This is a genomic window from Paraburkholderia guartelaensis, from assembly GCF_004353905.1.
GTDB lineage: Bacteria > Pseudomonadota > Gammaproteobacteria > Burkholderiales > Burkholderiaceae > Paraburkholderia > Paraburkholderia guartelaensis.
The window spans coordinates 25,863-48,856 of record NZ_SMOD01000036.1 but is presented as its reverse complement, the minus strand read 5'-3'; the positions used below and the strand labels follow the sequence as shown (position 1 = coordinate 48,856).

The following is a 22,994-nucleotide window of genomic DNA, read 5'->3' as shown; positions in this document are numbered from 1 at the left end:
TGCAGTGGGCGTTTTAAGGATGAAAGCTATTGGAAAGATAATTGCGGCTTTCCGTCGCGCTTGCTTGAGCGAGCTTTGTCCTGCTGGCCAATCCTTAGCAAAGATCAAATTTTGAGATTGGCGTTTCCGTAGAATCGCGCTGAATACGATACGGGTGCATTTTGCGTGGCGAATTTGCGATGCAAATGTGTTGGGTGTTACGCGTTTTGGTGGACAACGGAAGAACAGGCAAACATGAAAGACAGAAAAGCCTTTAAAAGGTGGTTAATCCCCCTCGGTAGCGGGCTGCTCGTTTCTCTTGCGGGGTGCAGCGGCAATTTTGCCGTGCTGGACCCGAAGGGCAGCGTGGGCGTGGCCGAGAAGTCGCTCATCCTCACGGCCACGTGGGCCATGCTGCTGGTCGTGGTGCCCGTCATCATCCTGACGCTCCTGTTCGCGTGGCGCTACCGCGCCTCGAACCGCAACGCGACCTACGCGCCGAAGTGGGCCCACTCCACGGCGATCGAAGTGGTGGTCTGGGCCATTCCGGCCGCAATCATCCTGTTCCTCGCCATCCTCACGTGGCGCACGTCGCACGAACTCGACCCGTACAAGCCGCTGGAGTCGAGCGTGAAGCCCATCAACGTCGAGGTCGTCGCGCTCGACTGGAAATGGCTCTTCATCTACCCGGACCTTGGCATTGCCTCGGTGAACCAGCTCGCCGTGCCGGTGGGCACGCCGGTCAACTTCCGCATCACGTCGGATTCGGTGATGAACTCGTTCTTCATCCCGCAGCTGGGCACCCAGGTCTACGCCATGGCGGGCATGCAAACGCGCCTGCACCTGATCGCCGACGAAGCGGGCGACTTCGACGGGCTCTCGTCCAACTACAGCGGCAAGGGCTTCTCGGACATGAAGTTCCGCACGCTCGCCACGAGCCAGCAGGACTTCGACGCGTGGGTGCAGAAAGTGAAGACGTCGTCCACCCAGCTTTCGATGGACGAGTACGCAACGGTTGCGAAGCCGCAGGAGAAGGCGCCGGTGCAGTACTTCTCGACCGTCGACCCGAAGCTCTTCAATAACATCATCGCGAAGTACAACAACGGGCACGTCACGAATTTCGACCCGTCCTGCGTGACCAAGGGGTAAGCAGCATGTTCGGAAAACTCACATTAGAGGCGATCCCGTTCGATCAGCCCATCATCATGGGCGCGGCGGCGTTCATGGCGCTGATCGTCATCGGCGTGCTCGGTTTCGTTACCGTGGCCGGCAAGTGGAAGTACATCTGGACCGAGTGGCTCACGAGCGTGGACCACAAACGCATCGGCGTGATGTACATGATCGTGGCGGTGCTCATGCTCGTCCGCGGTTTCGCCGACGCGGTCATGATGCGCATCCAGCAGGCCATGGCGTTTAATTCGCCCGGCTATCTGCCGCCACATCACTTCGACCAGATCTTCACGGCGCACGGCGTCATCATGATCTTCTTCATGGCGATGGCGCTCATGGTCGGCTTCTTCAACCTCGTCGTGCCCCTGCAGATCGGCGCGCGCGACGTGGCGTTCCCGTTCCTGAACTCGCTCTCGTTCTGGATGACGGCGATCAGCGCGATCCTCATCAACATTTCGCTCGTGGTCGGCGAGTTCGCAAAGGTAGGCTGGCTCGCGTATCCGCCGCTCTCCGAGCTGCAGTTCAGTCCGGACGTGGGGGTCGACTATTACATATGGGCGGTCCAGCTTTCGGGCGTCGGCACCTTGATCACGGCCGTGAACTTCTTCGTCACGATCGTGAAGATGCGCGCGCCCGGCATGACGCTCATGAAGATGCCCGTGTTCACGTGGACGGCGCTGTGCTCGAACGTGCTCATCATGGCCACGTTCCCGATCCTCACGATCGCGGTGGCGCTGCTCGGCCTCGACCGCTACGTCGGCACGCACTTCTTCACGAACGAGCTGGGCGGTAACGCCATGCTGTATCTGAACCTGATCTGGGCGTGGGGCCACCCCGAGGTGTACATCCTCGTGCTGCCTGCGTTCGGCATCTATTCGGAAGTGATGGCCACGTTCTGCAAGAAGCCGCTGTTTGGCTACAAGACGATGGTCTACGCCTCGTGCGCGATCATGGTGCTGGCGTTCCTCGTTTGGGCGCACCACTTCTTCACGATGGGTTCGGGCGCCGACGTCAACGCGTTCTTCGGTATCGCGACGATGGTCATTGCCATTCCCACCGGCGTGAAGATCTTCAACTGGCTGTTCACGATGTATCGCGGCCGTGTGCACTTCACCGCGCCCGTGCTCTGGACCGTCGGCTTCATGGTGACGTTCTCGATCGCCGGCATGACCGGTGTGATGCTCGCGATTCCGGGTGCGGACTTCGTGCTCCACAACTCGCTCTTCCTGATCGCTCACTTCCACAACGCGATTATCGGCGGCGTGGTGTTCGGTTATCTCGCGGGCCTGCAGTACTGGTTCCCGAAGGTGTTCGGTCTCAAGCCCAGCGAAAAGCTCGGCAAGGCGTCGTTCTGGTGCTGGTTCGTCGGCTTCTACGTGGCCTTCGTGCCGCTCTACGTGCTCGGTTTCATGGGCGCCACGCGTCGTACCAACCACTACGACGTGCCCGAATGGCATCCGTACTTCGTGGTCGCCGCAATTGGCTCTGCGATCATCGCGGTCGGCATCGTGTGCCAGGTCCTGCTGTGGGTGATGGCCTTCGTGAACCGCAACAAGGCCGAATGCAAGGACGTGACCGGCGATCCGTGGGACGGCCGCACGCTCGAATGGGCAACGTCGTCGCCGCCGGCGGTCTATAACTTCGCGGTCATTCCGCACGTGGACGACATCGACGCCTTCGCGCACATGAAGGAAGCGGGCCGCGCTCCGGGCCTCGCCGCGAAATACAGCGACATCCACATGCCGTCGAACACGTCGGCAGGCCTCTTCATCGGCCTCTTCAGCCTCGTGCTGGGTTTCGCGGGCGTGTGGCACATCACGTGGCTTGCGGTGCTCGGGTTCGTGGGCGTCGTGCTGACAGTCATCCTCAAGAGCTTCGGCAACAACGACGGTTACTACATTCCGGCCGCGAAGGTCCGCGAGATCGAAGAAAGCCGCTTTGGCACCGGCGCCGCCGTGGCCAAGCGTGACCTGGTCGCCGAGGAGGCAGTCTGATGTTACAGAAAACCAATGCGGCAACCCTTGCCGAACTCGATCACCACGATCACCCGCAGTCGCACTCGGTATTCGGCTTCTGGGTCTACCTGATGACCGACTGCCTGCTGTTCGCGGCGCTGTTCGCCACGTTCGGCGTGCTGGGCCACCAGTTCGCGGGCGGCCCCACTGGCAAGGACCTGTTCGACATTCCGGGCGTGGCGCTCGAAACGGCCGTGCTGCTGCTTTCGAGCATCACGTACGGCTTCGCGATGCTCGGCGCGCACCAGCGCAAGAACGGCGTCGTGCTCGGATGGCTCGCCGTCACCTTCATTCTGGGTGCGTCGTTCCTCGTGCTCGAACTGCGCGAATTTTCGCACCTGATCGCAGAAGGCGCCGGCCCGCAGCGCAGCGCGTTCCTCTCGTCGTTCTTCACGCTTGTCGCCACGCACGGCCTGCACGTGTTCTTCGGCCTGCTGTGGATGCTCGTGATGATGATCCAGGTGGTTCGCGCACGGGAGCTGGGCGAGCAGGAAATCCGCCGCCTCACCTGCCTGAGCCTCTTCTGGCACTTTCTCGACGTGGTGTGGATCTGCGTGTTTACTTTTGTCTATCTGGGGAGCGTGCTCTAAATGGCTCAATCTCATGCGGAGTCGCACGGCAGCCTCGGCAGCTATGTGGCGGGCTTCATTCTTTCGGTGATGCTTACCGCGGGCGCATTCGGCGTAGTCCTGCACGGCGCGCTCGATGCCACCACGGCCATGATCGTGATCGCGGTGCTTGCCTTCGTGCAGGTGGTCGTGCACCTCGTGTTCTTCCTGCATCTGAACACGTCGCCGGGGCAGGGCTGGAACGTCCTGTCGCTCGCGTACACGGTGCTGGCCGCGGCGTTCCTGATCTTCGGCACGATCTGGGTCATGCACAACGTCGGCATGCTCATGATGTCGCGTTAAGCGTTCGCCTCACTGGCTGGCGCCTCGCGCCCGCCTGAACTCGCAAAGCCGCACGGGTACCTGTCCTGTGCGGCTTTTTCGCTTTTGGACCCAGGTCCGCGTGCTTGACACCCGTCCCAGGACGCGCCTATTATGGCCGTCAAATTGTTCGATTAACGATCATTGGTTCGACAGTCGAACAAATCGCACGAGGACGTGCGCGTTCGATCTCCCATTTTCGCCCGCGCAGTCCGTCAATCTCAATCATCTTTGCATGGGATCGCATCAAGTGGCTGCGATCGAAAGGAGACTCACATGACGGAAGCATTCATCTGCGACGCGATTCGCACGCCTATCGGCCGCTACGCGGGCGCCCTTTCCCAGGTTCGCGCCGACGACCTCGGCGCCGTTCCGCTCAAGGCGCTCATGGAGCGCAACAAGGACGTGGACTGGACGGCCATCGACGACGTCATCTACGGCTGCGCGAACCAGGCGGGCGAGGACAACCGTAACGTCGCGCGCATGTCGTCGCTGCTGGCGGGCTTGCCGCAGGCCGTGCCGGGCTCGACGGTGAACCGCCTGTGCGGCTCCGGCATGGACGCCGTGGGCATTGCCGCGCGCGCGCTCAAGTCGGGCGAAACCGGGCTGATGATTGCAGGCGGCGTGGAAAGCATGAGCCGCGCGCCATTCGTCATGGGCAAGGCGGCGAGCGCCTTCGCTCGCGACGCCGCGATTTACGACACGACGATTGGCTGGCGCTTCGTCAATCCGCTGATGAAGCAGCAGTACGGTGTGGACTCGATGCCGGAAACGGGCGAGAACGTCGCCGTCGACTACAACGTGAGCCGCGCCGATCAGGACGCATTTGCGGTTCGCAGTCAGCAGAAAGCGGCTCGTGCCCAGGCGGATGGCACGCTGGCGCAAGAGATCGTCGCAGTGACGATTGCGCAGAAGAAGGGCGATCCGATTGTTTTCTCGCGCGACGAGCATCCGCGTGAGACGAGCCTCGAAGCGCTTGCCAAGCTCAAGGGCGTCGTGCGCCCGGATGGCTCGGTGACGGCTGGCAATGCTTCGGGTGTGAATGACGGCGCTTGCGCGCTGCTCCTCGCCAATGAGGAAAACGCCAAGCGCTTTGGGCTCGTGCCGCGTGCGCGCGTGCTCGGTATCGCGACGGCCGGCGTCGCGCCGCGCGTGATGGGTATCGGTCCGGCGCCCGCTACGCAGAAGCTCCTCGCGCGTTTGAACATGACCATCGATCAGTTCGATGTTATCGAGTTGAACGAAGCTTTTGCTTCGCAAGGGCTCGCCGTGTTGCGCATGCTCGGCGTTGCCGATGATGATCCTCGCGTCAATCCGAACGGCGGCGCGATTGCGCTTGGCCATCCGCTCGGGATGAGCGGCGCGCGCCTCGTGACCACCGCCACGTATCAGCTCCATCGCACGCAAGGGCGCTTTGCGCTTTGCACGATGTGTATCGGCGTGGGGCAGGGGATTGCGATCGCTATCGAGCGTGTCTGATTCCTGGTCGCGCTGAATTGAAAAAGCCGCGGATCGAATTCGATCCGCGGCTTTTTTGTTTTGCTGCGCGCCCTGGTCTTACCTGGCGGCGCTCTTGTTCAGGTTGGGTCGGCTGCGTGCGGTTGCGACGGCAACGCCGAACGGTCAGCCGCCCGCGCGAGGCCCTTGTCTCGGTCTGCCGAGATGTGGCTGTTCGTTTCGCTCAGGCCCCGCTCGCTCATATGGCTCGCCGACCTGCCATCCGCATGCAAACTGTGACTGCGCGCGTGGTGCCCAGACCGGTCGCCCGCTCGGGCCAGGCCCTTGTCACGGTCCGCCGAAACGTGGCTGTTCGTGTTGCTGAACCCCACATGGCTCATATGGCCCAGCGACATTCCGTCCGTGTGGCCAGCGTCCGAGTGTCCAACGCCGACGCCCGCGCCCAGCGCGGCGCCATTGCCATTTCCCCCGCCGTTGCCGCCTCCGCTACCGCCACCATTGCCGCCGCCATGCGCGTAAGCGGTAAGCGAAGCGCAAGCCAGCAGGCAGGCCGCTGTCGCAATGATCGTTCGTACTTTTCTCACTATCGTCTCCCCAAGACTTTCGACGCGTCGATTGTATGAGCAGCACCGATTGCAAGGTGTGCCCCATGTGTAATCGTCTGTAAGTGCTGTATCGAGTCTGCCGGCGTTCAGTTGTTGCAGGCGCACGGCGATATTGAGCGTATGGAGTGCAAACTTCAAAAGCCCCGCTGCACGCCTTGCTTGCAACCTGCTCAGGTTATCGCGTGCGGCGTACAAGACTAAGCGCATATCGCCCTGCCATCTGTCGGCGCACGCCATTAGCCATGAGTGGGTGAAATGCTAGCTGTTCGACAGAAATAACACGTAAAGCGAGTGGCTAAATAAATACGGATGCCTAATCAATATGAAAAAGGAAGCATCGCGATGGAAACCCGCTTGCCCCAATGCTGCAAGGCGCATAAGCACCACACAACAACGCCATGCACAAAATGAATATTTCGCGACACGAAACAATTACGCGATTCGTTTCAGCGCGCAAATCGCACAGGGATTTGAGCTTCTACAAACCCTTCGGCAATTAGCCTCACTTATTGGCGATACTCTGACTCGTTTCCGGCCAGGTAGCATCCTCGTTTTAAAGGCCGCGCGTAGAATCGGTGGCAGTTCGGCGCCCCACGCGGATGCCAATACGGCGATCAATTCAAACGCGTTTGACGAGGAGAAGGTGAATGACGAAGGCAGCGATTCTGGCGGCGGCATGGGTGGTGAGCGTTGGCCTTTCGCAGGCGGCGTTTGCGCAAAACGACGCGCCCGCTTCGGCGCCGCAAGGGCAAAGCGCGCTTGCCAGTGCGGCGCAGGACGTGCTCGCCAAGGCGGAGCCGGTGCATATCCAGGCGAAGATCGTCGGCATCGATCGCGCTGCGCGCGTCGTTACGCTGCGGGGGCCGCGCGGCAATGATGTCGATATCGCGCTCAGCCAGCAGGTCAGCAACTTCGATCAACTCAAGGTCGGCGACACCGTCGACGTGCTCTACAAGAACGCGCTCCTCGTGACCGCCGAAAAGGTAACGGGCAAGGACCAGGGTATTCGCAAGCGTGTGGATACCAATGTCTATCTCCCCGCATCGTCGGGCTACGACGCCGCGCGCCAGGTCGAAGTCCAGGCCACGGTGCAGCATATCAACGCGAAGAAGCGCGAGGTGACGCTGCGCGGCGCGTATCAGACCGTCACGCTGCAAGCCACGCCCGATATCGACCTCAAGACTCTAAAGGTCGGCGACACGATCCACGCCGTGTTCGTTTCCGCTTATGCGACGCAGGTGACCCCGGTTGGCGCCACGCAGTAAGCACATAAAAAAGCCGGCGCATTGCGGCGCCGGCTCCTTTTTTGCGATCCGAACGGGCGCCTCAGAAGGCGCCCGTTTTTCGTTGGCTCGTTACATGCCAGCCATGCACATGTACTTGATCACCACGTAGTCGTCCACGCCGTAGTGCGAGCCTTCGCGACCAAGGCCAGACTGCTTCACGCCGCCAAACGGCGCGACTTCGTTCGAGATCAGGCCGGTGTTGATGCCCACCATGCCGTATTCGAGCGCTTCGGCTACGCGCCACACGCGGCCGATGTCGCGGCTGTAGAAGTAGGCGGCGAGACCGAACTCGGTATCGTTCGCCATCCTGATCACTTCTTCATCGGACGAGAAGCGGAAGAGCGGTGCGAGCGGCCCGAAGGTTTCGTCGCGCGCAACCTTCATCGCGGGCGTGACGCCGGTGAGGATGGTCGGCTCGAAAAAGCCGTGGCCGAGCGCGTGGCGCTTGCCGCCCGTGGTCACCTGAGCGCCTTTGGCGAGCGCATCTTCGATATGCGATTCCACCTTCAGCACGGCCGCTTCGTTGATGAGCGGGCCTTGCGTCACGCCGGCCTCCGTGCCGAGGCCGACCTTGAGCTTTTCCACCGCGTCGCGCAGCTTGGCCGCGAACGCGTCGTACACGGCGTCGTGCACGTAGAAGCGGTTCGTGCACACGCAGGTCTGGCCGCTGTTGCGATACTTCGAGGCGATGGCACCGGCTACGGCCGCATCGAGATCGGCATCTTCGAACACGATGAACGGCGCGTTGCCGCCTAGTTCCAGCGACACCTTCTTGACCGTCGAGGCGCACTGGCTCATGAGCAGGCGGCCCACCGGCGTCGAGCCCGTGAACGAGAGCTTGCGCACGGTCGGGTTGCTCGTGAGCTCGCCGCCGATCGCCTTCGGGTCGCCCGTCACGACGCTGAACACACCGCGCGGCACGCCTGCGCGCTCGGCCAACACAGCCAGCGCGAGTGCCGAGAACGGCGTGGCTTCGGCGGGCTTGAGCACGATCGGGCAGCCTGCGGCGAGTGCGGGGCCGACCTTGCGGGTGATCATCGCGGCGGGGAAATTCCACGGCGTGATCGCGGCGCACACGCCCACGGGTTCCTTCGTCACGACGATGCGCTTGTCGTTGGCGGGCGTGGGGATCGTGTCGCCATAAATGCGCTTGCCTTCTTCCGCGAACCATTCGAGGAACGATGCGGCGTAGCCGATCTCGCCCTTCGCCTCGGCGAGCGGCTTGCCTTGTTCCGTGGTGAGGATGAGCGCGAGGTCGTCGGCGTTTTCCATCATCAGGTCGTGCCACTTGCGCAGGATGACGCTGCGCTCCTTCGCGGTCTTCGCGCGCCATGCGGGCCATGCGGCATTCGCGGCGGCGATTGCGCGGCGCGTTTCGGCGGCGCCCATGCGCGGCACCGTGCCGATCACCGCGCCGGTGGCGGGGTTCTTCACTTCGAACGTGGCGCCGTCTTCGGCGCCTTGCCATTCGCCGTTGATAAAGGCGCTGGTTTGCAGCAGCGATGCGTCTTTCAGATTCATGCTTGCACTCCGGACTGACTTCGATTCATTTAGAACGACGAACGGCACAGCGGCAAGCGCCGGTGTGCCGTTTCGCGGATGGCCCGCTGCTCGCGGGCCAGAATGTGGTGGAGGCTTACGCCGGCACGCCCACGGCTTCCTTGACCGACTCTTCGAGGATCGCGAGCGCTTCGTCGAACACGGCGTCCTGGATCGTCAGCGGGAACAGGAAGCGCACGACGTTCGAGTACACGCCGCACACGAGCAGCAGCAGGCCGCGGTTCAGGGCTGCCGTTTGCACGCGCTTCGTGAAGTCGGCGTCGGCTTCGTTCGTGCCCGGTTTGCAGAACTCAACGGCGTTCATCGCGCCGGGGCCGCGCACGTCGGCGATTTGCGGCACGTCGGCCTTCATCGCGTTGAGCTTGGCCTTGAGCTTGTCGCCGAGTTTCGTCGCGCGCTCGCAGAGCTTTTCTTCTTCGATGATCTCGATCACCGCGTGCGCCGAAGCCACCGCCAGCGGGTTGCCCGCGTACGTGCCGCCGAGGCCGCCGGGCGCTGCCGCGTCCATGACTTCCGCGCGGCCCACCACGCCCGAGAGGGGCATGCCGCCTGCCAGGCTCTTGGCGATCGTCATGAGGTCCGGCGTGACGTCGTAGTGTTCCATCGCGAACAGCTTGCCGGTGCGCGCGAAGCCCGTTTGCACTTCGTCGGCGATCAGCAGGATGCCGTGCGTGTCGCAGATCTTGCGCAGGCCGCGCACGAAATCAGCCGGTGCCTGGTAGAAGCCGCCTTCGCCCTGAACCGGTTCGAAGATGATCGCGGCGACGCGCTTCGGATCGATGTCGGCCTTGAACAACATCTCGATGTGCTTGAGCGAGTCAGCCGTGCTGATACCGTGGACCGAATTGGGGTACGGGGCGTGGTACACGTCGGCCGGGAACGGGCCGAACGCGAGCTTGTACGGCGCGACCTTGCCCGTGAGCGCCATGCCCATCAGCGTGCGGCCGTGGAAGCCGCCCGCGAAGGCGATCACGCCCGGACGGCCCGTGTGGGCACGTGCGATCTTGACGGCGTTTTCGACGGCTTCGGCGCCTGTCGTGAAGAAGGCGGCCTTCTTGGCGAAGCTGCCCGGCGCGCGCTGGGCGACCTTTTCGGCCAGCGAGACGTACGACTCGTACGGCACGATCTGGTAGGCCGTGTGCGTGAACTGGTCGAGCTGCGCCTTGATCGCGGCGACGATCTTCGGATGGCGGTGGCCCGTGTTGCACACGGCGATACCGGCGGCGAAGTCGATGAAGCGGCGGCCTTCCACGTCCCACAGCTCCGCGTTTTCGGCGCGCTCGGCGTAGAAGTCGCACATCACGCCCACGCCGCGCGGGGTAATGGCGTTCTTGCGGCTTTGCAGATCGGCGTTCTTGCTCACGTTCATCTCCTGTGGAATCGGTGTCAGTTCTGAAGTTGGTTGGCGGACCGGCAAGCAGTCCATGTCGCGACTATACTCACGTTTGGCTCTAAATTTCAGAGCCATTCAGTGCAATCTTTAGGAGCCAATTTCGATGCGTGCGAGTGTTCTGTCCGATTGGCTGGCCCAACGGCTCGACCGCGGAAGCGCCCAGCCGGTGTATCGGCAGCTGCACAAGCTGCTGCAGCAGGCGATCTTGTCGCGCGAGCTGCCGGCTGGGGCGCGGGTGCCGTCGTCGCGGTTGCTGGCGGCCGAACTGGGGATTGCGCGCAATACCGTGACGCAGGTCTACGAACAATTGGTGCTCGAAGGCTATGTCACGTCGGCGACGGGGCGCGGTACCTTCGTGGCGGACACGTCGCCAGACGAGATCGTGGGGGCGGCGGAAATTGGCTCTATGCAAACGCGGAAAAAATTTGGCGTTTCAGGAGCCGCGCTGCCTGTGGGAGAAGTCGCAACTAACAGCCACCGCGCGCAGGGCGCGGAGACGCTCGCCGCGGCGGCACCCGCAGCGGCGGCGATCGGAATGGAAAGCGCCACGCAGGCGCAGCGCCCCACTGCGCGCGCACTCTCGGCACGCGGCACGCGCCTGATTACCAGCGCGGGCGTATCGAAGCGCCAGGGCGGCGCGTTCATGCCCGGCGTGCCCGACGTCTCGCGCTTCCCCGCGCGCGTGTGGACGCGCCTGCACAACAAGTACTGGCGCAGCCTGCGCCCGGACCTGCTGACCTACGCACCCGGCGGTGGGCTCGCGCTGCTGCGCCACGTGCTGGCCGACTATCTGCGCACCTCTCGCTCGGTGCGCTGCTCGCCGGAGCAGATCATCATCACGACGGGTATCCATCAGTCCATCGACCTGGCCGTGCGTCTGCTCTCCGACCCCGGCGACACTATCTGGACCGAAGACCCGTGCTACTGGGGCGTGCGCAGCGTGCTCCACGTCTCAGGCCTCAACACGCGGCCGATCGCCGTGGACACCGAAGGACTCAACCCGTCGGCCGACGACTTTACCGCGCCGCCGCCGCGGCTCATGCTCGTCACGCCTTCGCACCAGTATCCGCTCGGCATGGTGATGAGCCTCGCGCGCAGGCGCATGTTGCTCGAGTACGCGCGTCAGCATCAGTGCTGGATCATCGAGGACGACTACGACAGCGAGTTCCGCTACGGCAGCCGCCCGCTCGCGTCATTGCAGGGCCTCGATACGGCGGGGCAGGTGATCTACGTGGGGAGCTTCGGCAAGACGCTGTTTCCAGGCCTGCGCGTGGGTTATCTCGTCGCGCCGGAAGCGCTGGCTGAAAGCTTCGCGACCGCGAGCGCGGAGCTGTACCGCGAGGGGCAATTGCTGCAGCAGGCCGTGCTCGCGGAGTTCATCGCCGAAGGGCATTTCACCTCGCATATCCGCAAGATGCGCGCGCTTTACGGCCAGCGCCGCCAGGTGCTGCTGGACGCCGTTTCGCGCCGCTACGGCGACGCGTTGCCCGCGATGGGCGGGGACGCGGGCCTGCACGTCGTGATGCAGTTGCCCGAAGGCAGCGACGACCGCGCCGTGGCCGAGGCCGCGCTCGCGCGCAATATCGTGGTGCGGCCGCTTTCGGGGTACTACTCGTCGCGCGAGCGCGCAAACCCGGGCTTGCTGATCGGCTATGCCTGCGTGCCCGACGAGGAGATCGCGCCGGCGTTCGACACGCTTGCCGAGGCGATCGATACGACGTTACCCGCGTTCGCGTGAGCGAAGCGGTCACGACAGTGCAGCCCAATCACAGCCGGATCAGCACCGCCCCGCAAGTCACGAGCGCGCACGCCATCATGCGGCGCGCCGTGAGCTTCTCGTTCATGAAGAGCCAGCCGATCAGCACCGCGAAGACCGACGAGAGTTCGCGCAGCGCGGAAACCATTGCGATAGGCAAGTAACGGAACGCCTCGATCACGAGGCAATACGCCGAGAGTGCGAGCACGCCCGCGAGCATGCCGTGCGCGACCGCGGACTTCGACGTGAACATCCGCGCCGCGCCGCCGCGCAGCTTGCAGACCAGGAGAAACTGCGGGACGTTCCAGAGCAGATAGACCCACATGATGTAGCTGATGCCGTTGCCGGCCAGGCGCGCGCCGAGGCCGTCGACGACCGAATACATCGCGATGAACAGGCCCGTGAGCAGCGCATACGGCACGCTCTCGCCCGAAAAGCGCATGCCGCGCCGGAAGGCGAGCGACATGATGCCAAGCGAAACGAGCGCGACGCCAGTGGCCGCGAGCGCATGCAGGTCTTCGTGCGCGAACACGAGCGCGCCCGCGAATACGAGCAGCGGCGAAAGCCCGCGCGCGATGGGGTAGATCTGCCCAAAGTCGCCGCTGCGATAGGCGCGGATCAGCGTGAAGCAGTACACGAACTCCAGCACCACTGAAGCGGCGATATACGGCCAGCTCGCCGGCGCGGGCAGCGGCAGCACGCATACGGCGATCGCGCTCACGACGATATACGGCACCGAGAACATGCCGAGCAGCCAGAGGCGATCGCCCGAAAGATGGAGAAAGGCGTTCCAGCTCGCGTGCATGAGTGCCGAGAGCAGGACCAGCAGAACGACGAAACTGGCCATTGGGATTGCGAATCGAATGTTTGTTGGAGACGCGGGCCGTTGCGGCCGCAATCATGTGATTATTCCAGCGAACGCGAATGGCCGCCAGAAATAGAGAAAAGCCGCGCGAGCCGTCGTTGTGTTTCTATTCGGCTCGCGCGGCTTTCGGGGAACAACGCGTCAGATCACGCGCGCACGCAGTCTTGCGGAGATCAGATCGATGGCCGTGACGACCACGATCACCATGATGAGAACGGCGCTGGTCTGCTGATAATCGAACGAGCGGATTTCCTCATACAGCACGACGCCGATGCCGCCCGCGCCCACCATGCCTACCACCATCGCTGAGCGCACATTCGACTCGAACCGGTAGAGCGCATATGAGATCCACAGCGGCATGACCTGGGGCAGCACGCCGTAGATGATCTCGTCGAGCGGCGAGGCACCCGTCGCGCGCACGCCCTCCACAGGGCGCGGGTCGATGGCTTCCACCGCTTCGGCAAAGAGCTTCGCGAGCACGCCCGTGGTGTGCACCCACAAGGCGAGCACACCGGCGAACGGCCCGAGGCCCACGGCCACGATGAAGAGCATCGCGAACACCATCTCGTTGATGGCGCGGCACGCGTCCATCAAACGCCGCACAGGATGCAGCACCCACGCGGGCGCGAGATTGTGCGCCGACATGAGCCCGAACGGCACCGCGCAGACGATGGCGAGCGCCGTGCCCCACAGCGCCACCGCGATCGTGACCCACATCTCCTGGGCGTACGTGCGCCATTCCGTGAAGTCCGGCGGGAAGAAGCCGCGCGCGAACGTGCCCATGTTCGCGGAATCGGAGAACAGGTCGAGCGGGCGCATGTCGGCGCCGCGCCATGCCACGCCGAGCAGCACGAACACGATGGCCCAGAGCGCGAGCGAGGACCAGCTGCGCTTGCCTGCCTGCTTGCTCGCCGCGAGGGCGGCCGCTTGCGGGGCGGCGGTGACGTTTGGCGCCGCCGCCGGCCCGGCAGCGGGCCTCGCGGCTTCTGCCTGCGGCACGGCGCGTGAGCTGTCGAAATCCATTGCGCCCATTACTGCTTCGCAGGTGCGGAGAGCGCGCCGATCTTCGCGTCGATTGCGGCGAGCTGGCTCTTGCGGTCGTCGTCGGAGAGATGCGTGTCGGCGGCGATCTTCTCTTTCTGCTGGAACAGCGCGACCTGGCGGATCGGCAGGAGCTGCGCGTCGGTGGCGGGCGCGAAGCCTGCGTAGCCGGTGATATCGGCCATGATCTTCTTCTCGCGCGGGTCGGTCTTGGCGTAGTGGTAGAAGAAGTCGCGCAGCTTCTGCTTGGTGGCTTCAGGCAGATCCTTGCGATACACGAGCGGATCGGACGGAATGAGCGGCGAGGTCCACAGCACGCGCACCTGGGCGAAGCGGTCCGGGTGCTTCTGTTGCAACGTGGCAAGCTCGATGGTGTTGTTGGTGGCGATATCCACCTTGTTGTTCACTACGGCGAGCAGGTTCGCTTCGTGGCTCGACGGCAGCACGGTCTTGAAGTTCGTCGCGTTCACCGAAATGCCGTGCTGCGCGAAGAGGTAATAGCCCGGAATCAGCGTGCCCGAGGTCGAATTCGGGTCGCCCCAGCCGAGCGTGAGATCCTTAGTATTCTTGAACACATCGTCGATCGACTTCACGCGGCTGTTCACGTTCGTGATGAGCACCGACTTGTAGCCTGCGTCGCCGTTCGCGTAGAGCACCTTCGCGAAGATCTCGCCATTCGAGCGGTCCACGGCTTCCATGGCCGAAGCGTTGCCGAAGTAGCCGATCTGCACCTTGTTGAAGCGCATGGCTTCGATGATGCCCGAGTAGTCGGTGGCGAAGAACGCATTCACGTGCAGGCCGGTCTGCTTGTTCAGATCATCGATGAACGGTTGCCAGCGTTGCTTGAGCACCGCCGACGAGTCGGTCGAGATGATGCCGAAGTTGAGGTCTTCAGCGTGAGCGGCCGCGCTGCCGAGCGAGGCAAACGCGACGGCGCCGGCGGCGCACCAGGAGAGCATGGAGCGGAACAGTTTCATTGGGGCGGTCCGTGGTGAGAAGAAACGTTGCGGGTTGAGAAAGGGTTGCGTTGCGTGATCAGGCCGCGCGAGGCTGCGCGCCGAAGCGCGTTGCCGAGGCCGGTGCAGCATCGGGTTCGAGCAATTCGCGCGCGGCGTTGCCATAAAGCTGTTGCAGCAGGGCGGGCGTGAGCGCCGCCGAAGCGCCGTCGTACACTACGCACCCGTCGCGCAGCGCGATGGTGCGCGGGCAATACTCCATGGCGATATCCACCTGATGCAGCGAGACGACCACCGTCAAGCCGTGATCGCGGTTGAGCATGCGCATCATGTCCATCACGCGGCGCGACGATGCGGGGTCGAGCGAGGCGATGGGTTCGTCGGCGAGAATAATTCGTGCGCGCTGCACGAGCGCGCGGGCGAGCGCCGCGCGCTGCTGCTGGCCGCCCGAGAGATTCGATGCGCGCTCAGCGGCCTTGTGCGCGATGCCGACTTCGCCGAGTGCGGCCAGCATCAGCTCGCGCTCGGCACGCGGAAAGCGGCCCGTGAGGCGTCGCCACAACGGCAGCCGCGACAGCGCGCCGATCAGCACATTCGTTTCGACCGTGAGGCGATGCACGAGGTTGAACTGCTGAAACACGAAGCCGATGTCGCGGCGAATGCGGCGCACTTCGCGCACGATGCGGCCGTCCTGCTGAATAGGACGACCAAGAATCTCGATGCGCGAAGGCTGCGGGTCGGAAGCCGTGAAGCCCGCAATATGGCGTAGCAATGTCGATTTGCCCGAGCCCGATGCGCCGATCAGCGCGACCATCTCACCAACGCCTACGCGCAGGTTAATTTCGTCGAGTGCCTTGCGGCCGCTGTCGAAGCTTTTCGAGAGGCGTTCGATGCGTATGGCGTCCATAACAATCCGTCGCTGTGTAGTCGAGGGCTCATTCTAGGAAGTGACTGTGACGGTTAAGTGAAGGTGTCGCGACGTCTAGACGACTACATGTCTTGCGGCCTTCTAGCGGCGAAAAAAAACGCGAGAGATGTGACAGACACATGACGCCAAACATCTGTCATGCTCAATATCATGGGAAGCGGCTATATTGATGGGCAACGTACGTGCTGTCCCTGGTTTTCCTGACTTATTGCTGACTCATTGTCGACAGGGGCGGCACTCGCAAGGCAGTTGTAGACAAAGCGGCCGCACGCGGCGGCCCGACCTGGGCGGTCCCACCTGGGCGGCCCCACCCAAACGAGCGACGAAACCCGGCGCCATATGCAGGCACTGAGCTTCCTACCCGACAGCTTCGAGGAATACGAGGATCTCAAGATGATCCTCGATGCCGGCGCACGCTGGCTCGACATTCGCAGCGAAGGCGAAGTCGAGGTGCGCGGCCGCACGTTTCCTCTGTATGTGGCGGCAATCGGCTCGCGCGATCCGGCCGCGCCCGGCATCGGTTTTTTCGGGGGCATTCATGGGCTCGAGCGCATCGGCTCGCAGCTCGTGCTCGATTACATGCGCGCACTGGTGGGGCGTCTTGCCTGGGACGAACTGCTCTTGCGCCAGCTCGAGTCCGTGCGCATCGTCTTCGCGCCAATCCTCAATCCCGGCGGCATGTGGCTCGCCACGCGTGCGAATCCGAACGGCGTCGACCTCATGCGCAACGCGCCGCAGGACGCCGACGAGCGCGTGCCCTTTCTCGCGGGCGGCCAGCGCGTCGGCTCGTGGCTGCCGTGGTATCGGGGGCGGCGCGGCGCGGCCATGGAGGTCGAGGCGCAGGCGCTCCTGAAGATCGTCGACGAAGAACTCACGCGGCGCCCGCTTTCCTTCGCGCTCGACTGCCATTCGGGTTATGGCTGGACCGACAGCATCTGGTTTCCGTACGCACGCACGCGCCGCCTCATACGGCATCTGCCCGAAATGTACGTGCTCAAGACGATGTTCGAGCGCGCGCATCCGCATCATGGCTACACCTTCGAGCCGCAGAGCCACCAGTATTTACTGCACGGCGACTTGTGGGATTGCGCGTACGATCGCGCGCCTAACAGCAACATCTTCCTGCCGCTCACACTCGAACTGGGCTCGTGGCTGTGGATCAAGAAGAACCCGCGTCAGATCTTTTCGCGCCAGGGCATGTTCAATCCCCTCTTGCAGCATCGCACCGCGCGTGTGTTGCGGCGTCACGCGAATCTGTTCGAGTTCCTCACGCGCGCCGCGTATTCCTCGCAGCGCTGGCTGCCCGAGGGCGTGATACGCGAGGAAGTGCTGAAAAGCGCGATCGGGCACTGGTATCGCAAGCCGGGCACATGAGCGAACCATGGATCCTGCTGCGCGGCCTCACGCGCGAATCGCGCCACTGGGGCGCGTTTGCCACGCTGCTGGCGGCGCGCGACGGCGTGCTGCCCATCGACCTGCCGGGCAACGGCACGGCGGCGCTCGTACGCTCGCCGCTCGCCGTGGACGACTACGTGGATGCGCTGCGCGCCGAAGCGCAGCAGCGGTACGGCGCACGCGCGCCATACCGCGTGCTGGCGATGTCGCTGGGCGGCATGGTGGCGACGGCGTGGGCGCTGCGTTACCCCGTAGAAATCGGGCAGCTCGTGCTCGTGAACACGAGCATGCGGCCGCATAGCCGCGTGTACGAGCGCTTGCGGCCCTCGGCGTGGCCCGCACTCGTGCGCGTGGCGCGGCATTGGGATGGCGGCGACAGCGGCAACATTGCCGAGACCCTGATCCACGGGCGCACCTGCGCGCGCCGCGACACGCTCGCGGCCGACCTCGAAACGTGGCGAGCGATCCGCGAGAGCGCCCATGTGAGCCGCGCGAACGCGCTGCGCCAGTTGGCCGCCGCCGCGCGCTTCAAGGCGCTCGGCGTGCCGCGCTGTGCGGTGCTCGTGGTGTCGTCGCGGGGCGACCGGCTCGTGAACCCCGTTTGCTCGGCGCGGCTCGCGCGGGCCTGGGGCGCGCCGCACGTGGAGCATCCGTGGGCGGGGCACGATCTGCCGCACGACGATCCGCAATGGCTCGTCGATACGCTCCACGCGGGCGGCGTCGCCGCGAACGCCGCGGGCCAGGCTGCCGGGCGCGGCTGAGCGGCGCCGCGGTGCGTGCGCGCCGCCCGCATCGCCCGTCCGGCGATTGCCCCATAATACGAAAACTCATCCGGCACTTTCAGGACGATTTCCAGACATGAACGACAAACCCGCCATTGGCGCCGCCGTACCGCGCCTCACGAGCCTTTCGCACGGCGGCGGCTGCGGCTGCAAGATCGCGCCGGGCGTGCTTTCCGCGCTGCTCGCCCGCAGCACGCCGCTCACCACCGCGTTTCCGAACCTGCTGGTCGGCACCGAGACCGCCGACGACGCCGCGGTCTACAAGCTCAACGACGAGCAGGCCATCGTCGCGACCACGGACTTCTTCATGCCGATCGTCGACGATCCGTACGACTTCGGCCGCATCGCCGCGACCAACGCGCTTTCGGACGTCTACGCCATGGGCGGCAAGCCGATCCTCGCGCTGGCGCTCGTGGGCATGCCGATCAACGTGCTTCCGCATGATGTGATCGCGCAGGTGCTGCGCGGCGGCGAGGACGTGTGCGCGGCGGCGGGCATTCCCGTGGCGGGCGGGCATTCGATCGACTCCGTGGAGCCCATTTACGGCCTGGCGGCGCTCGGCGTGGTGCATCCCTCGCGCGTGAAGCGCAACGCATCGGCAAAAGCCGGCGACGTGCTCGTGCTCGGCAAGCCGCTGGGCGTCGGCGTGCTTTCCGCAGCACTGAAGAAGGAAATACTCGGCGACGCGGGCTACAAGGCGATGGTGGCCGCCGCGACCCTGCTCAACAAACCGGGCGCGACGCTGGCCGAACTGCCGGGCGTGCACGCCATGACCGACGTGACGGGCTTCGGCCTGCTCGGCCACACGCTCGAAATCGCGCGCGGCGCGAATCTCACGGCGCGCGTGCACTACGCCGAGCTGCCGTGGCTGCCGGGCGTGCAGAAGTTCGTCGACGACGGCGTGTACACGGGCGCCTCGGGCCGCAACTGGGCCTCGTACGGCGACGCCGTCACGCTCGCGCCCAGCCTGCCCGAAAGCGCACGCACGCTGCTCACCGACCCGCAAACCTCGGGCGGCCTGCTCGTGGCCTGCGCGCCGGAAAACGTGGACGAAGTGCTGGCGATCTTCCGTGCGGAAGGCTTTGGCGACGCACGCGTGATCGGCGAACTGAGCGAAGGCCCGGCGCGCGTGGACGTCGCATGAGGACCGTATGAGCGGAGAATCGCCGAAAGCCATCTTCTACGCGCTCGCTGCGAACTTCGGCATTGCGGTCTGCAAGTTCGCTGCCGCTGCGTTCACGGGTTCGGGATCGATGTTCGCGGAGGCGATTCACTCTACGGCCGATTGCGGCAATCAATTGCTCTTGCTCTTCGGCTTGCGCCAGTCGCGCGAGCCGCCCACGCCGCTGCATCCCATGGGCACGGGCCGCGCGATCAACTTCTATTCGCTGCTCGTGGCGCTGCTGCTGTTCTTCGTGGGCGGCGCGTTCTCGGTGTATGAGGGCGTGCATCGGCTGATCGCGCGCGAGCCGCTGCGATTCGTGTATGTGGCGCTCGTCGTGCTCGGCATTTCCGTGGCGCTCGAAGCGTTCTCGCTTTACGGCGCGATGCGTGAGATTCGCAAGGGCGCGCCGACGAAATCGCTGTGGCGCTGGGCGCGCGAAACGCGCGATTCCGACCTGCTCGTCGTCGCGGGCGAGGACATCGCCGCGCTGGCGGGTCTCGCCATTGCGTTCGCCGCCGTGCTGCTCACGGTCATCACGGGCAATCCGGTATGGGATGCGTGCGGCTCGATCGGCGTGGGCATTCTGCTCATGCTGATTGCGTGGTTCATCGCGCGCGAAGTGAAGTCGATGATCGTCGGCGAATCGGCAAGCCCGGAAATGCGGCGCGATATCGAATCGTTCCTGCGCGCGCGGCCCGAGATTCGCAGCATCATCAGCCTCATTACCCTGCAATGGGGCAAGGAGGTGATGGTGGCGGTGCAGTGCGAAATGCTCGACTACGAGCACAGCCGTACCATGGTCGAAGCGATCAACGAGATCGAAGCCGACCTGCAGTCACGCTTTCCCCTCGTGCGCTGGGTGTTTTTCGAGCCCGATTTCGTGAACCGGTAATGCCAAGGCCCGGCGGTTGCCAAACCGCCGGGCCTTTTCACATCTTCACATCTTTACATCTTCACGCGCGCTTCACTCTTCAATGCCGAAACGGCGTCCACACGGGCGTGGTGTTGTCCCATTGCTCGAGTTCGGAAGGTACGGTCGGATTCATGTTGGACTCCTACGTTTTTCGTCTTGCAATCGAAATGCCGATGCGTCTTGTGGAATTATTCGCCAGCCTGCGCAACGCGCTGGGCGTTGTTCGCGCGGCTTTCCTGTAGCGCGATGCGTTGGGCTTGCGTGCGGCCGATCAGGCTTTGCTCGGGGTAGCTCGTCTTGTTCAGCGAGGGCAGCGTGCCGTCGCGATACGCGGCGGCGATTTCCGCCTTCACTTCAGCGCGCGTTTTCGGGGCGCTGTTTTCCTGGGCGAAGACCGAAGCGCTGGCGGCGAGCGAGAGAACGAGCGTGGCGCCAATGGCGGTTGCGAGAGTGCGTTTCATGATCTGCTCCTTTTGTACTGGTGCCACGTAGGTCGCGGCGACAGGAGCAAATGTAGTTGCGCAGCCGTTTGCGATAAACGGCCGGAATGCGAAAGCAATTGTCGAAAATCCGGAACAATCGCGGCGTCGCGCCCGCGAAGCCTTTGCGGACGCGGCTTTGAGGGTTGGCGCAGCGCGATTGCGTTACGCCGCTGAGCTTATGCGGCCCATTCCGAAATGACAGGCGTTTCGAGCGCCGGCGCGTTTTCGCGCTCTTCGAGCGTGCGCATCGTGCAGGCCTTGTCGAGCGAGGCGCGGCCGCTCAGCAGCGGGCAGCGGTCGAACACTTCGGCGATCCAGTCCACGAACACGCGCACTTTGGGTGACAGATGGCGGCTGTGCGGATAGACGGCCGAAATCGGCATGGGTAGCGGCTTGTAATCGGGCAGCACCTCGACGAGCGCGCCCGACTTCAGGTGCGGTAGCACCATGTAGCGCGGCCCCTGAATCAGGCCGAAGCCTTCGATGCCGCAGGTCACATAAGCGTCCGCGTCGTTTACCGAGACCATGCTCTTGAGCTTGACCTCCACTTCCTTGCCGTCGACGAGAAACGCCCAGTCCATCACGCGTCCCGTACGCGACGAGAAGTAATTCACGGCGCGATGCTCGGCCAGCTCTTCGAGCGTTTGCGGCGTGCCGTGGCGCTCCAGATACGACGGCGCCGCGCACGACACGCCTTCGAAAATGCCGATGCGCCGCGCGACCAGCGACGAATCCTGCAGTGCACCCACGCGCACCACGCAATCCACGCCTTCCTGCAGCAAGTCGACGGGGCGATCGGAAAGCCCGAGTTGCAGGTCGATGTCGGGATAGCGGCCATGGAATTCGCACAGCGACGGAATCACGATGAGCCGCCCGATCGAGCCTGGCATGTCGATGCGCAATTTGCCGTGCGGTTTGCGGTTGCGATCCTGGAATGTGGTTTCCGTTTCCTCGACGTCCGCAAGAATTCGCACGCAGCGCTCGTAGTACGCGGCGCCATCGGGCGTGAGCGACAGACGGCGCGTGGTGCGGTGCATGAGGCGCACGCCGAGAAACGCTTCGAGATTCTGAATGATCGTCGTGACCGAAGCGCGCGGCATATCGAGCGTTTCGGCAGCGCGCGTGAAGCTGTTGGTATCGACGACGCGGGTGAACACTTGCATGGCCTGAAGGCGGTCCATTACCACTCTCCAAAAAGCTTCGGTCGCACGGCGCGACGTTCGATAGAAACGCCCGCGCAGAAAGAGGAGACAGATTGTTCAGGTGCGCCGAATTGTGTTGCCGGATTATAGGCATTTATTTGCAAGTCTGCCGAACCCACAATTCGCTTCATTCGAATCTACTCTCGCGCATTGCGCCGATTTGACATGGATGTCTTTAAACGCCCTACGTCTTGGACCTCCGCGGAGGAAGCGCCGCTGGCCGAAGTGCCCGCGGCCCTGCCCGATACCGCGTCCGCCAAGCCCAGCAAGGCGCGCGCGGTGCTCACGACCGACGTGATGATTGAAGGCTACGCCCAGCAGATTCCGCTGCGGCTGTACCGACCCGAAGCCGCGAATGGTTTGCCGGTGTTGCTGTATTTCCACGGCGGCGGTTTTGTGCGCGGGTCGATCGAAGAAGCGGATGCCATTGGGCGTTTTCTCGCAGAACGCTTACCAGCGCTCGTGGTGAGCGTCGGGTATTCGCTCGCGCCGAAGCACCCGTTTCCAGCCGCGCCCGAAGATGCGCATCGCGCGGCGCTGTGGGCGCTTACGCGGGCCCGCGCCTTTGGCGGCAATCCGAAGCGCGTGATCGCGGCGGGCCACGACGCGGGCGGCCAGATCGCCAACGTGCTCGCGTTCATGGGACGCGATCGCGGCGACGTGAAACTCGCGGCGCAGGCATTGTTTGCGCCGATGCTCGACCCGAGCCTCACGCGTCTTGGCGACGAGGCGCGCTTGGGCTCCGATATCACAGCAAGCGAGTGCGCGGCGTGTTATCGCGCGTATCTGCCCGATGCGACGCAGCGCATGCATCCGTACGCGGCGCCGCTCGAATCGCTGCGTCTTGGCGGGTTGCCGCCCACGCTCATCGTGACCGCACAGAACGACGTGCTGCACATCGAAGCGGAGAAGTACGCGAGCCGCCTGATCGACGCGGGCGTGCGCACCCAGGTGGTGCGCTACCCGAGCGTCTCGCACGCGAACCTCGCGGCGCATCCGGCCGCGCTCAGCGAAGCCGTACGGTTTTTCCAATGTTGCTTCGACGCGGGCGCGTCATAGACGAAGCACCCTTGCGGCGGTGCTGCCGAACCAGTGAAGAACACTAACCATTATT

The 22,994-nt window shown here is 64.0% G+C and carries 20 protein-coding genes; 12 read left to right on the top strand and 8 right to left on the bottom strand.

Features of this window, described 5'->3' with window-relative positions; translation table 11 throughout:
• Nucleotides 1-234 precede the first annotated feature (234 nt).
• The 6 genes from cyoA (at nucleotide 235) to E1N52_RS33005 (ending at nucleotide 7,421) form a co-directional block, all read left to right on the top strand.
• Nucleotides 235-1,128: a ubiquinol oxidase subunit II gene (cyoA, locus tag E1N52_RS33030; RefSeq protein WP_133187808.1), complete on the top strand. Its 894-nt coding sequence runs from the start codon at nucleotides 235-237 to the stop codon at nucleotides 1,126-1,128.
• A gap of 5 nt (nucleotides 1,129-1,133) precedes the next feature.
• Nucleotides 1,134-3,143, top strand: coding sequence for a cytochrome o ubiquinol oxidase subunit I (cyoB, locus tag E1N52_RS33025; protein ID WP_133187806.1), 2,010 nt, complete (start codon nucleotides 1,134-1,136; stop codon nucleotides 3,141-3,143).
• Nucleotides 3,143-3,754 (top strand): cytochrome o ubiquinol oxidase subunit III, encoded by a 612-nt coding sequence (gene cyoC, locus E1N52_RS33020; protein ID WP_133187804.1) that lies wholly within the window; start codon nucleotides 3,143-3,145, stop codon nucleotides 3,752-3,754. The genes cyoB and cyoC overlap by 1 nt, the downstream gene beginning before the upstream one ends.
• Entirely contained in the window at nucleotides 3,755-4,075 is a 321-nt protein-coding gene (gene cyoD / locus E1N52_RS33015; protein ID WP_133187802.1) for a cytochrome o ubiquinol oxidase subunit IV, read from the top strand.
• A gap of 294 nt (nucleotides 4,076-4,369) precedes the next feature.
• Nucleotides 4,370-5,572 (top strand): 3-oxoadipyl-CoA thiolase, encoded by a 1,203-nt coding sequence (gene pcaF / locus E1N52_RS33010; protein WP_133187800.1) that lies wholly within the window; start codon nucleotides 4,370-4,372, stop codon nucleotides 5,570-5,572.
• 1,231 nt (nucleotides 5,573-6,803) lie between these two features.
• Nucleotides 6,804-7,421: a hypothetical protein gene (locus E1N52_RS33005; protein WP_133187798.1), complete on the top strand. Its 618-nt coding sequence runs from the start codon at nucleotides 6,804-6,806 to the stop codon at nucleotides 7,419-7,421.
• Between the two features lie 90 nt (nucleotides 7,422-7,511).
• Here the strand turns inward: E1N52_RS33005 and gabD are convergent, their stop codons facing one another.
• Both gabD and gabT read right to left on the bottom strand, forming a co-directional pair.
• Entirely contained in the window at nucleotides 7,512-8,963 is a 1,452-nt protein-coding gene (gene gabD, locus E1N52_RS33000; RefSeq protein ID WP_133187796.1) for an NADP-dependent succinate-semialdehyde dehydrogenase, read from the bottom strand.
• A gap of 115 nt (nucleotides 8,964-9,078) precedes the next feature.
• Nucleotides 9,079-10,371, bottom strand: a complete 1,293-nt coding sequence (gabT, locus tag E1N52_RS32995; protein WP_133187794.1) for a 4-aminobutyrate--2-oxoglutarate transaminase — start codon at nucleotides 10,369-10,371, stop codon at nucleotides 9,079-9,081.
• Nucleotides 10,372-10,498: 127 nt separating this feature from the next.
• Between gabT and pdxR the strand changes: the two genes are divergently transcribed.
• Nucleotides 10,499-12,133, top strand: a complete 1,635-nt coding sequence (pdxR, locus tag E1N52_RS32990) for a MocR-like pyridoxine biosynthesis transcription factor PdxR (protein WP_133187792.1) — start codon at nucleotides 10,499-10,501, stop codon at nucleotides 12,131-12,133.
• Between the two features lie 28 nt (nucleotides 12,134-12,161).
• On the opposite strand, the gene E1N52_RS32985 is transcribed toward pdxR, so the two are convergent.
• The 4 genes from E1N52_RS32985 to phnC all read right to left on the bottom strand — a co-directional run bounded on the left by E1N52_RS32985 (nucleotide 12,162) and on the right by phnC (nucleotide 15,920).
• The gene (locus E1N52_RS32985) at nucleotides 12,162-12,998 is read right to left on the bottom strand and encodes an EamA family transporter (protein ID WP_133187790.1); all 837 of its coding nucleotides are present in this window, start codon (nucleotides 12,996-12,998) and stop codon (nucleotides 12,162-12,164) included.
• Nucleotides 12,999-13,157: 159 nt separating this feature from the next.
• Nucleotides 13,158-14,048 carry a phosphonate ABC transporter, permease protein PhnE gene (phnE, locus tag E1N52_RS32980; RefSeq protein WP_205965703.1) on the bottom strand — a complete coding sequence of 297 codons (891 nt, stop codon included), beginning with the start codon at nucleotides 14,046-14,048 and terminating at the stop codon, nucleotides 13,158-13,160.
• Nucleotides 14,048-15,034 carry a phosphonate ABC transporter substrate-binding protein gene (phnD, locus tag E1N52_RS32975; RefSeq protein WP_133187786.1) on the bottom strand — a complete coding sequence of 329 codons (987 nt, stop codon included), beginning with the start codon at nucleotides 15,032-15,034 and terminating at the stop codon, nucleotides 14,048-14,050. The genes phnE and phnD overlap by 1 nt, the downstream gene beginning before the upstream one ends.
• Before the next feature lie 58 nt (nucleotides 15,035-15,092).
• Nucleotides 15,093-15,920, bottom strand: a complete 828-nt coding sequence (gene phnC, locus E1N52_RS32970) for a phosphonate ABC transporter ATP-binding protein (protein WP_133187784.1) — start codon at nucleotides 15,918-15,920, stop codon at nucleotides 15,093-15,095.
• 360 nt (nucleotides 15,921-16,280) lie between these two features.
• On the opposite strand from phnC, the gene E1N52_RS32965 reads away from it, so the two are divergent.
• The 4 genes from E1N52_RS32965 (at nucleotide 16,281) to E1N52_RS32950 (ending at nucleotide 20,175) form a co-directional block, all read left to right on the top strand.
• The gene (locus E1N52_RS32965) at nucleotides 16,281-17,315 is read left to right on the top strand and encodes a M14 family zinc carboxypeptidase (protein WP_133187782.1); all 1,035 of its coding nucleotides are present in this window, start codon (nucleotides 16,281-16,283) and stop codon (nucleotides 17,313-17,315) included.
• Nucleotides 17,312-18,097, top strand: coding sequence for an alpha/beta fold hydrolase (locus E1N52_RS32960; protein ID WP_133187780.1), 786 nt, complete (start codon nucleotides 17,312-17,314; stop codon nucleotides 18,095-18,097). The genes E1N52_RS32965 and E1N52_RS32960 overlap by 4 nt, the downstream gene beginning before the upstream one ends.
• Before the next feature lie 97 nt (nucleotides 18,098-18,194).
• Complete coding sequence (selD, locus tag E1N52_RS32955; RefSeq protein ID WP_133187778.1) at nucleotides 18,195-19,262, top strand: selenide, water dikinase SelD; 1,068 nt, start codon at nucleotides 18,195-18,197, stop codon at nucleotides 19,260-19,262.
• 7 nt (nucleotides 19,263-19,269) lie between these two features.
• A complete protein-coding gene (locus E1N52_RS32950) occupies nucleotides 19,270-20,175 on the top strand; it encodes a cation diffusion facilitator family transporter (protein WP_133187776.1) in 906 nt (301 codons plus the stop codon).
• 209 nt (nucleotides 20,176-20,384) lie between these two features.
• On the opposite strand, the gene E1N52_RS32945 is transcribed toward E1N52_RS32950, so the two are convergent.
• Complete coding sequence (locus tag E1N52_RS32945) at nucleotides 20,385-20,657, bottom strand: DUF4148 domain-containing protein (protein WP_133187774.1); 273 nt, start codon at nucleotides 20,655-20,657, stop codon at nucleotides 20,385-20,387.
• Nucleotides 20,658-20,854: 197 nt separating this feature from the next.
• Nucleotides 20,855-21,859 carry a LysR family transcriptional regulator gene (locus E1N52_RS32940; protein WP_133187772.1) on the bottom strand — a complete coding sequence of 335 codons (1,005 nt, stop codon included), beginning with the start codon at nucleotides 21,857-21,859 and terminating at the stop codon, nucleotides 20,855-20,857.
• 186 nt (nucleotides 21,860-22,045) lie between these two features.
• Here E1N52_RS32940 and E1N52_RS32935 point away from each other — a divergent pair, with 186 nt between their 5' ends.
• Complete coding sequence (locus E1N52_RS32935) at nucleotides 22,046-22,939, top strand: alpha/beta hydrolase (protein ID WP_133187770.1); 894 nt, start codon at nucleotides 22,046-22,048, stop codon at nucleotides 22,937-22,939.
• Nucleotides 22,940-22,994: the final 55 nt, after the last annotated feature.

Bases quoted from the DNA above. Each gene is read 5' to 3' on its own strand.
- cyoA (WP_133187808.1), top strand. From the start codon at position 235: ATGAAAGACAGAAAAGCCTTTAAAAGGTGGTTAATCCCCCTCGGTAGC.
- cyoB (WP_133187806.1), top strand. From the start codon at position 1,134: ATGTTCGGAAAACTCACATTAGAGGCGATCCCGTTCGATCAGCCCATC.
- cyoC (WP_133187804.1), top strand. From the start codon at position 3,143: ATGTTACAGAAAACCAATGCGGCAACCCTTGCCGAACTCGATCACCAC.
- cyoD (WP_133187802.1), top strand. From the start codon at position 3,755: ATGGCTCAATCTCATGCGGAGTCGCACGGCAGCCTCGGCAGCTATGTG.
- pcaF (WP_133187800.1), top strand. From the start codon at position 4,370: ATGACGGAAGCATTCATCTGCGACGCGATTCGCACGCCTATCGGCCGC.
- E1N52_RS33005 (WP_133187798.1), top strand. From the start codon at position 6,804: ATGACGAAGGCAGCGATTCTGGCGGCGGCATGGGTGGTGAGCGTTGGC.
- gabD (WP_133187796.1), bottom strand. From the start codon at position 8,963: ATGAATCTGAAAGACGCATCGCTGCTGCAAACCAGCGCCTTTATCAAC.
- gabT (WP_133187794.1), bottom strand. From the start codon at position 10,371: ATGAACGTGAGCAAGAACGCCGATCTGCAAAGCCGCAAGAACGCCATT.
- pdxR (WP_133187792.1), top strand. From the start codon at position 10,499: ATGCGTGCGAGTGTTCTGTCCGATTGGCTGGCCCAACGGCTCGACCGC.
- E1N52_RS32985 (WP_133187790.1), bottom strand. From the start codon at position 12,998: ATGGCCAGTTTCGTCGTTCTGCTGGTCCTGCTCTCGGCACTCATGCAC.
- phnE (WP_205965703.1), bottom strand. From the start codon at position 14,048: ATGGGCGCAATGGATTTCGACAGCTCACGCGCCGTGCCGCAGGCAGAA.
- phnD (WP_133187786.1), bottom strand. From the start codon at position 15,034: ATGAAACTGTTCCGCTCCATGCTCTCCTGGTGCGCCGCCGGCGCCGTC.
- phnC (WP_133187784.1), bottom strand. From the start codon at position 15,920: ATGGACGCCATACGCATCGAACGCCTCTCGAAAAGCTTCGACAGCGGC.
- E1N52_RS32965 (WP_133187782.1), top strand. From the start codon at position 16,281: ATGCAGGCACTGAGCTTCCTACCCGACAGCTTCGAGGAATACGAGGAT.
- E1N52_RS32960 (WP_133187780.1), top strand. From the start codon at position 17,312: ATGAGCGAACCATGGATCCTGCTGCGCGGCCTCACGCGCGAATCGCGC.
- selD (WP_133187778.1), top strand. From the start codon at position 18,195: ATGAACGACAAACCCGCCATTGGCGCCGCCGTACCGCGCCTCACGAGC.
- E1N52_RS32950 (WP_133187776.1), top strand. From the start codon at position 19,270: ATGAGCGGAGAATCGCCGAAAGCCATCTTCTACGCGCTCGCTGCGAAC.
- E1N52_RS32945 (WP_133187774.1), bottom strand. From the start codon at position 20,657: ATGAAACGCACTCTCGCAACCGCCATTGGCGCCACGCTCGTTCTCTCG.
- E1N52_RS32940 (WP_133187772.1), bottom strand. From the start codon at position 21,859: ATGGACCGCCTTCAGGCCATGCAAGTGTTCACCCGCGTCGTCGATACC.
- E1N52_RS32935 (WP_133187770.1), top strand. From the start codon at position 22,046: ATGGATGTCTTTAAACGCCCTACGTCTTGGACCTCCGCGGAGGAAGCG.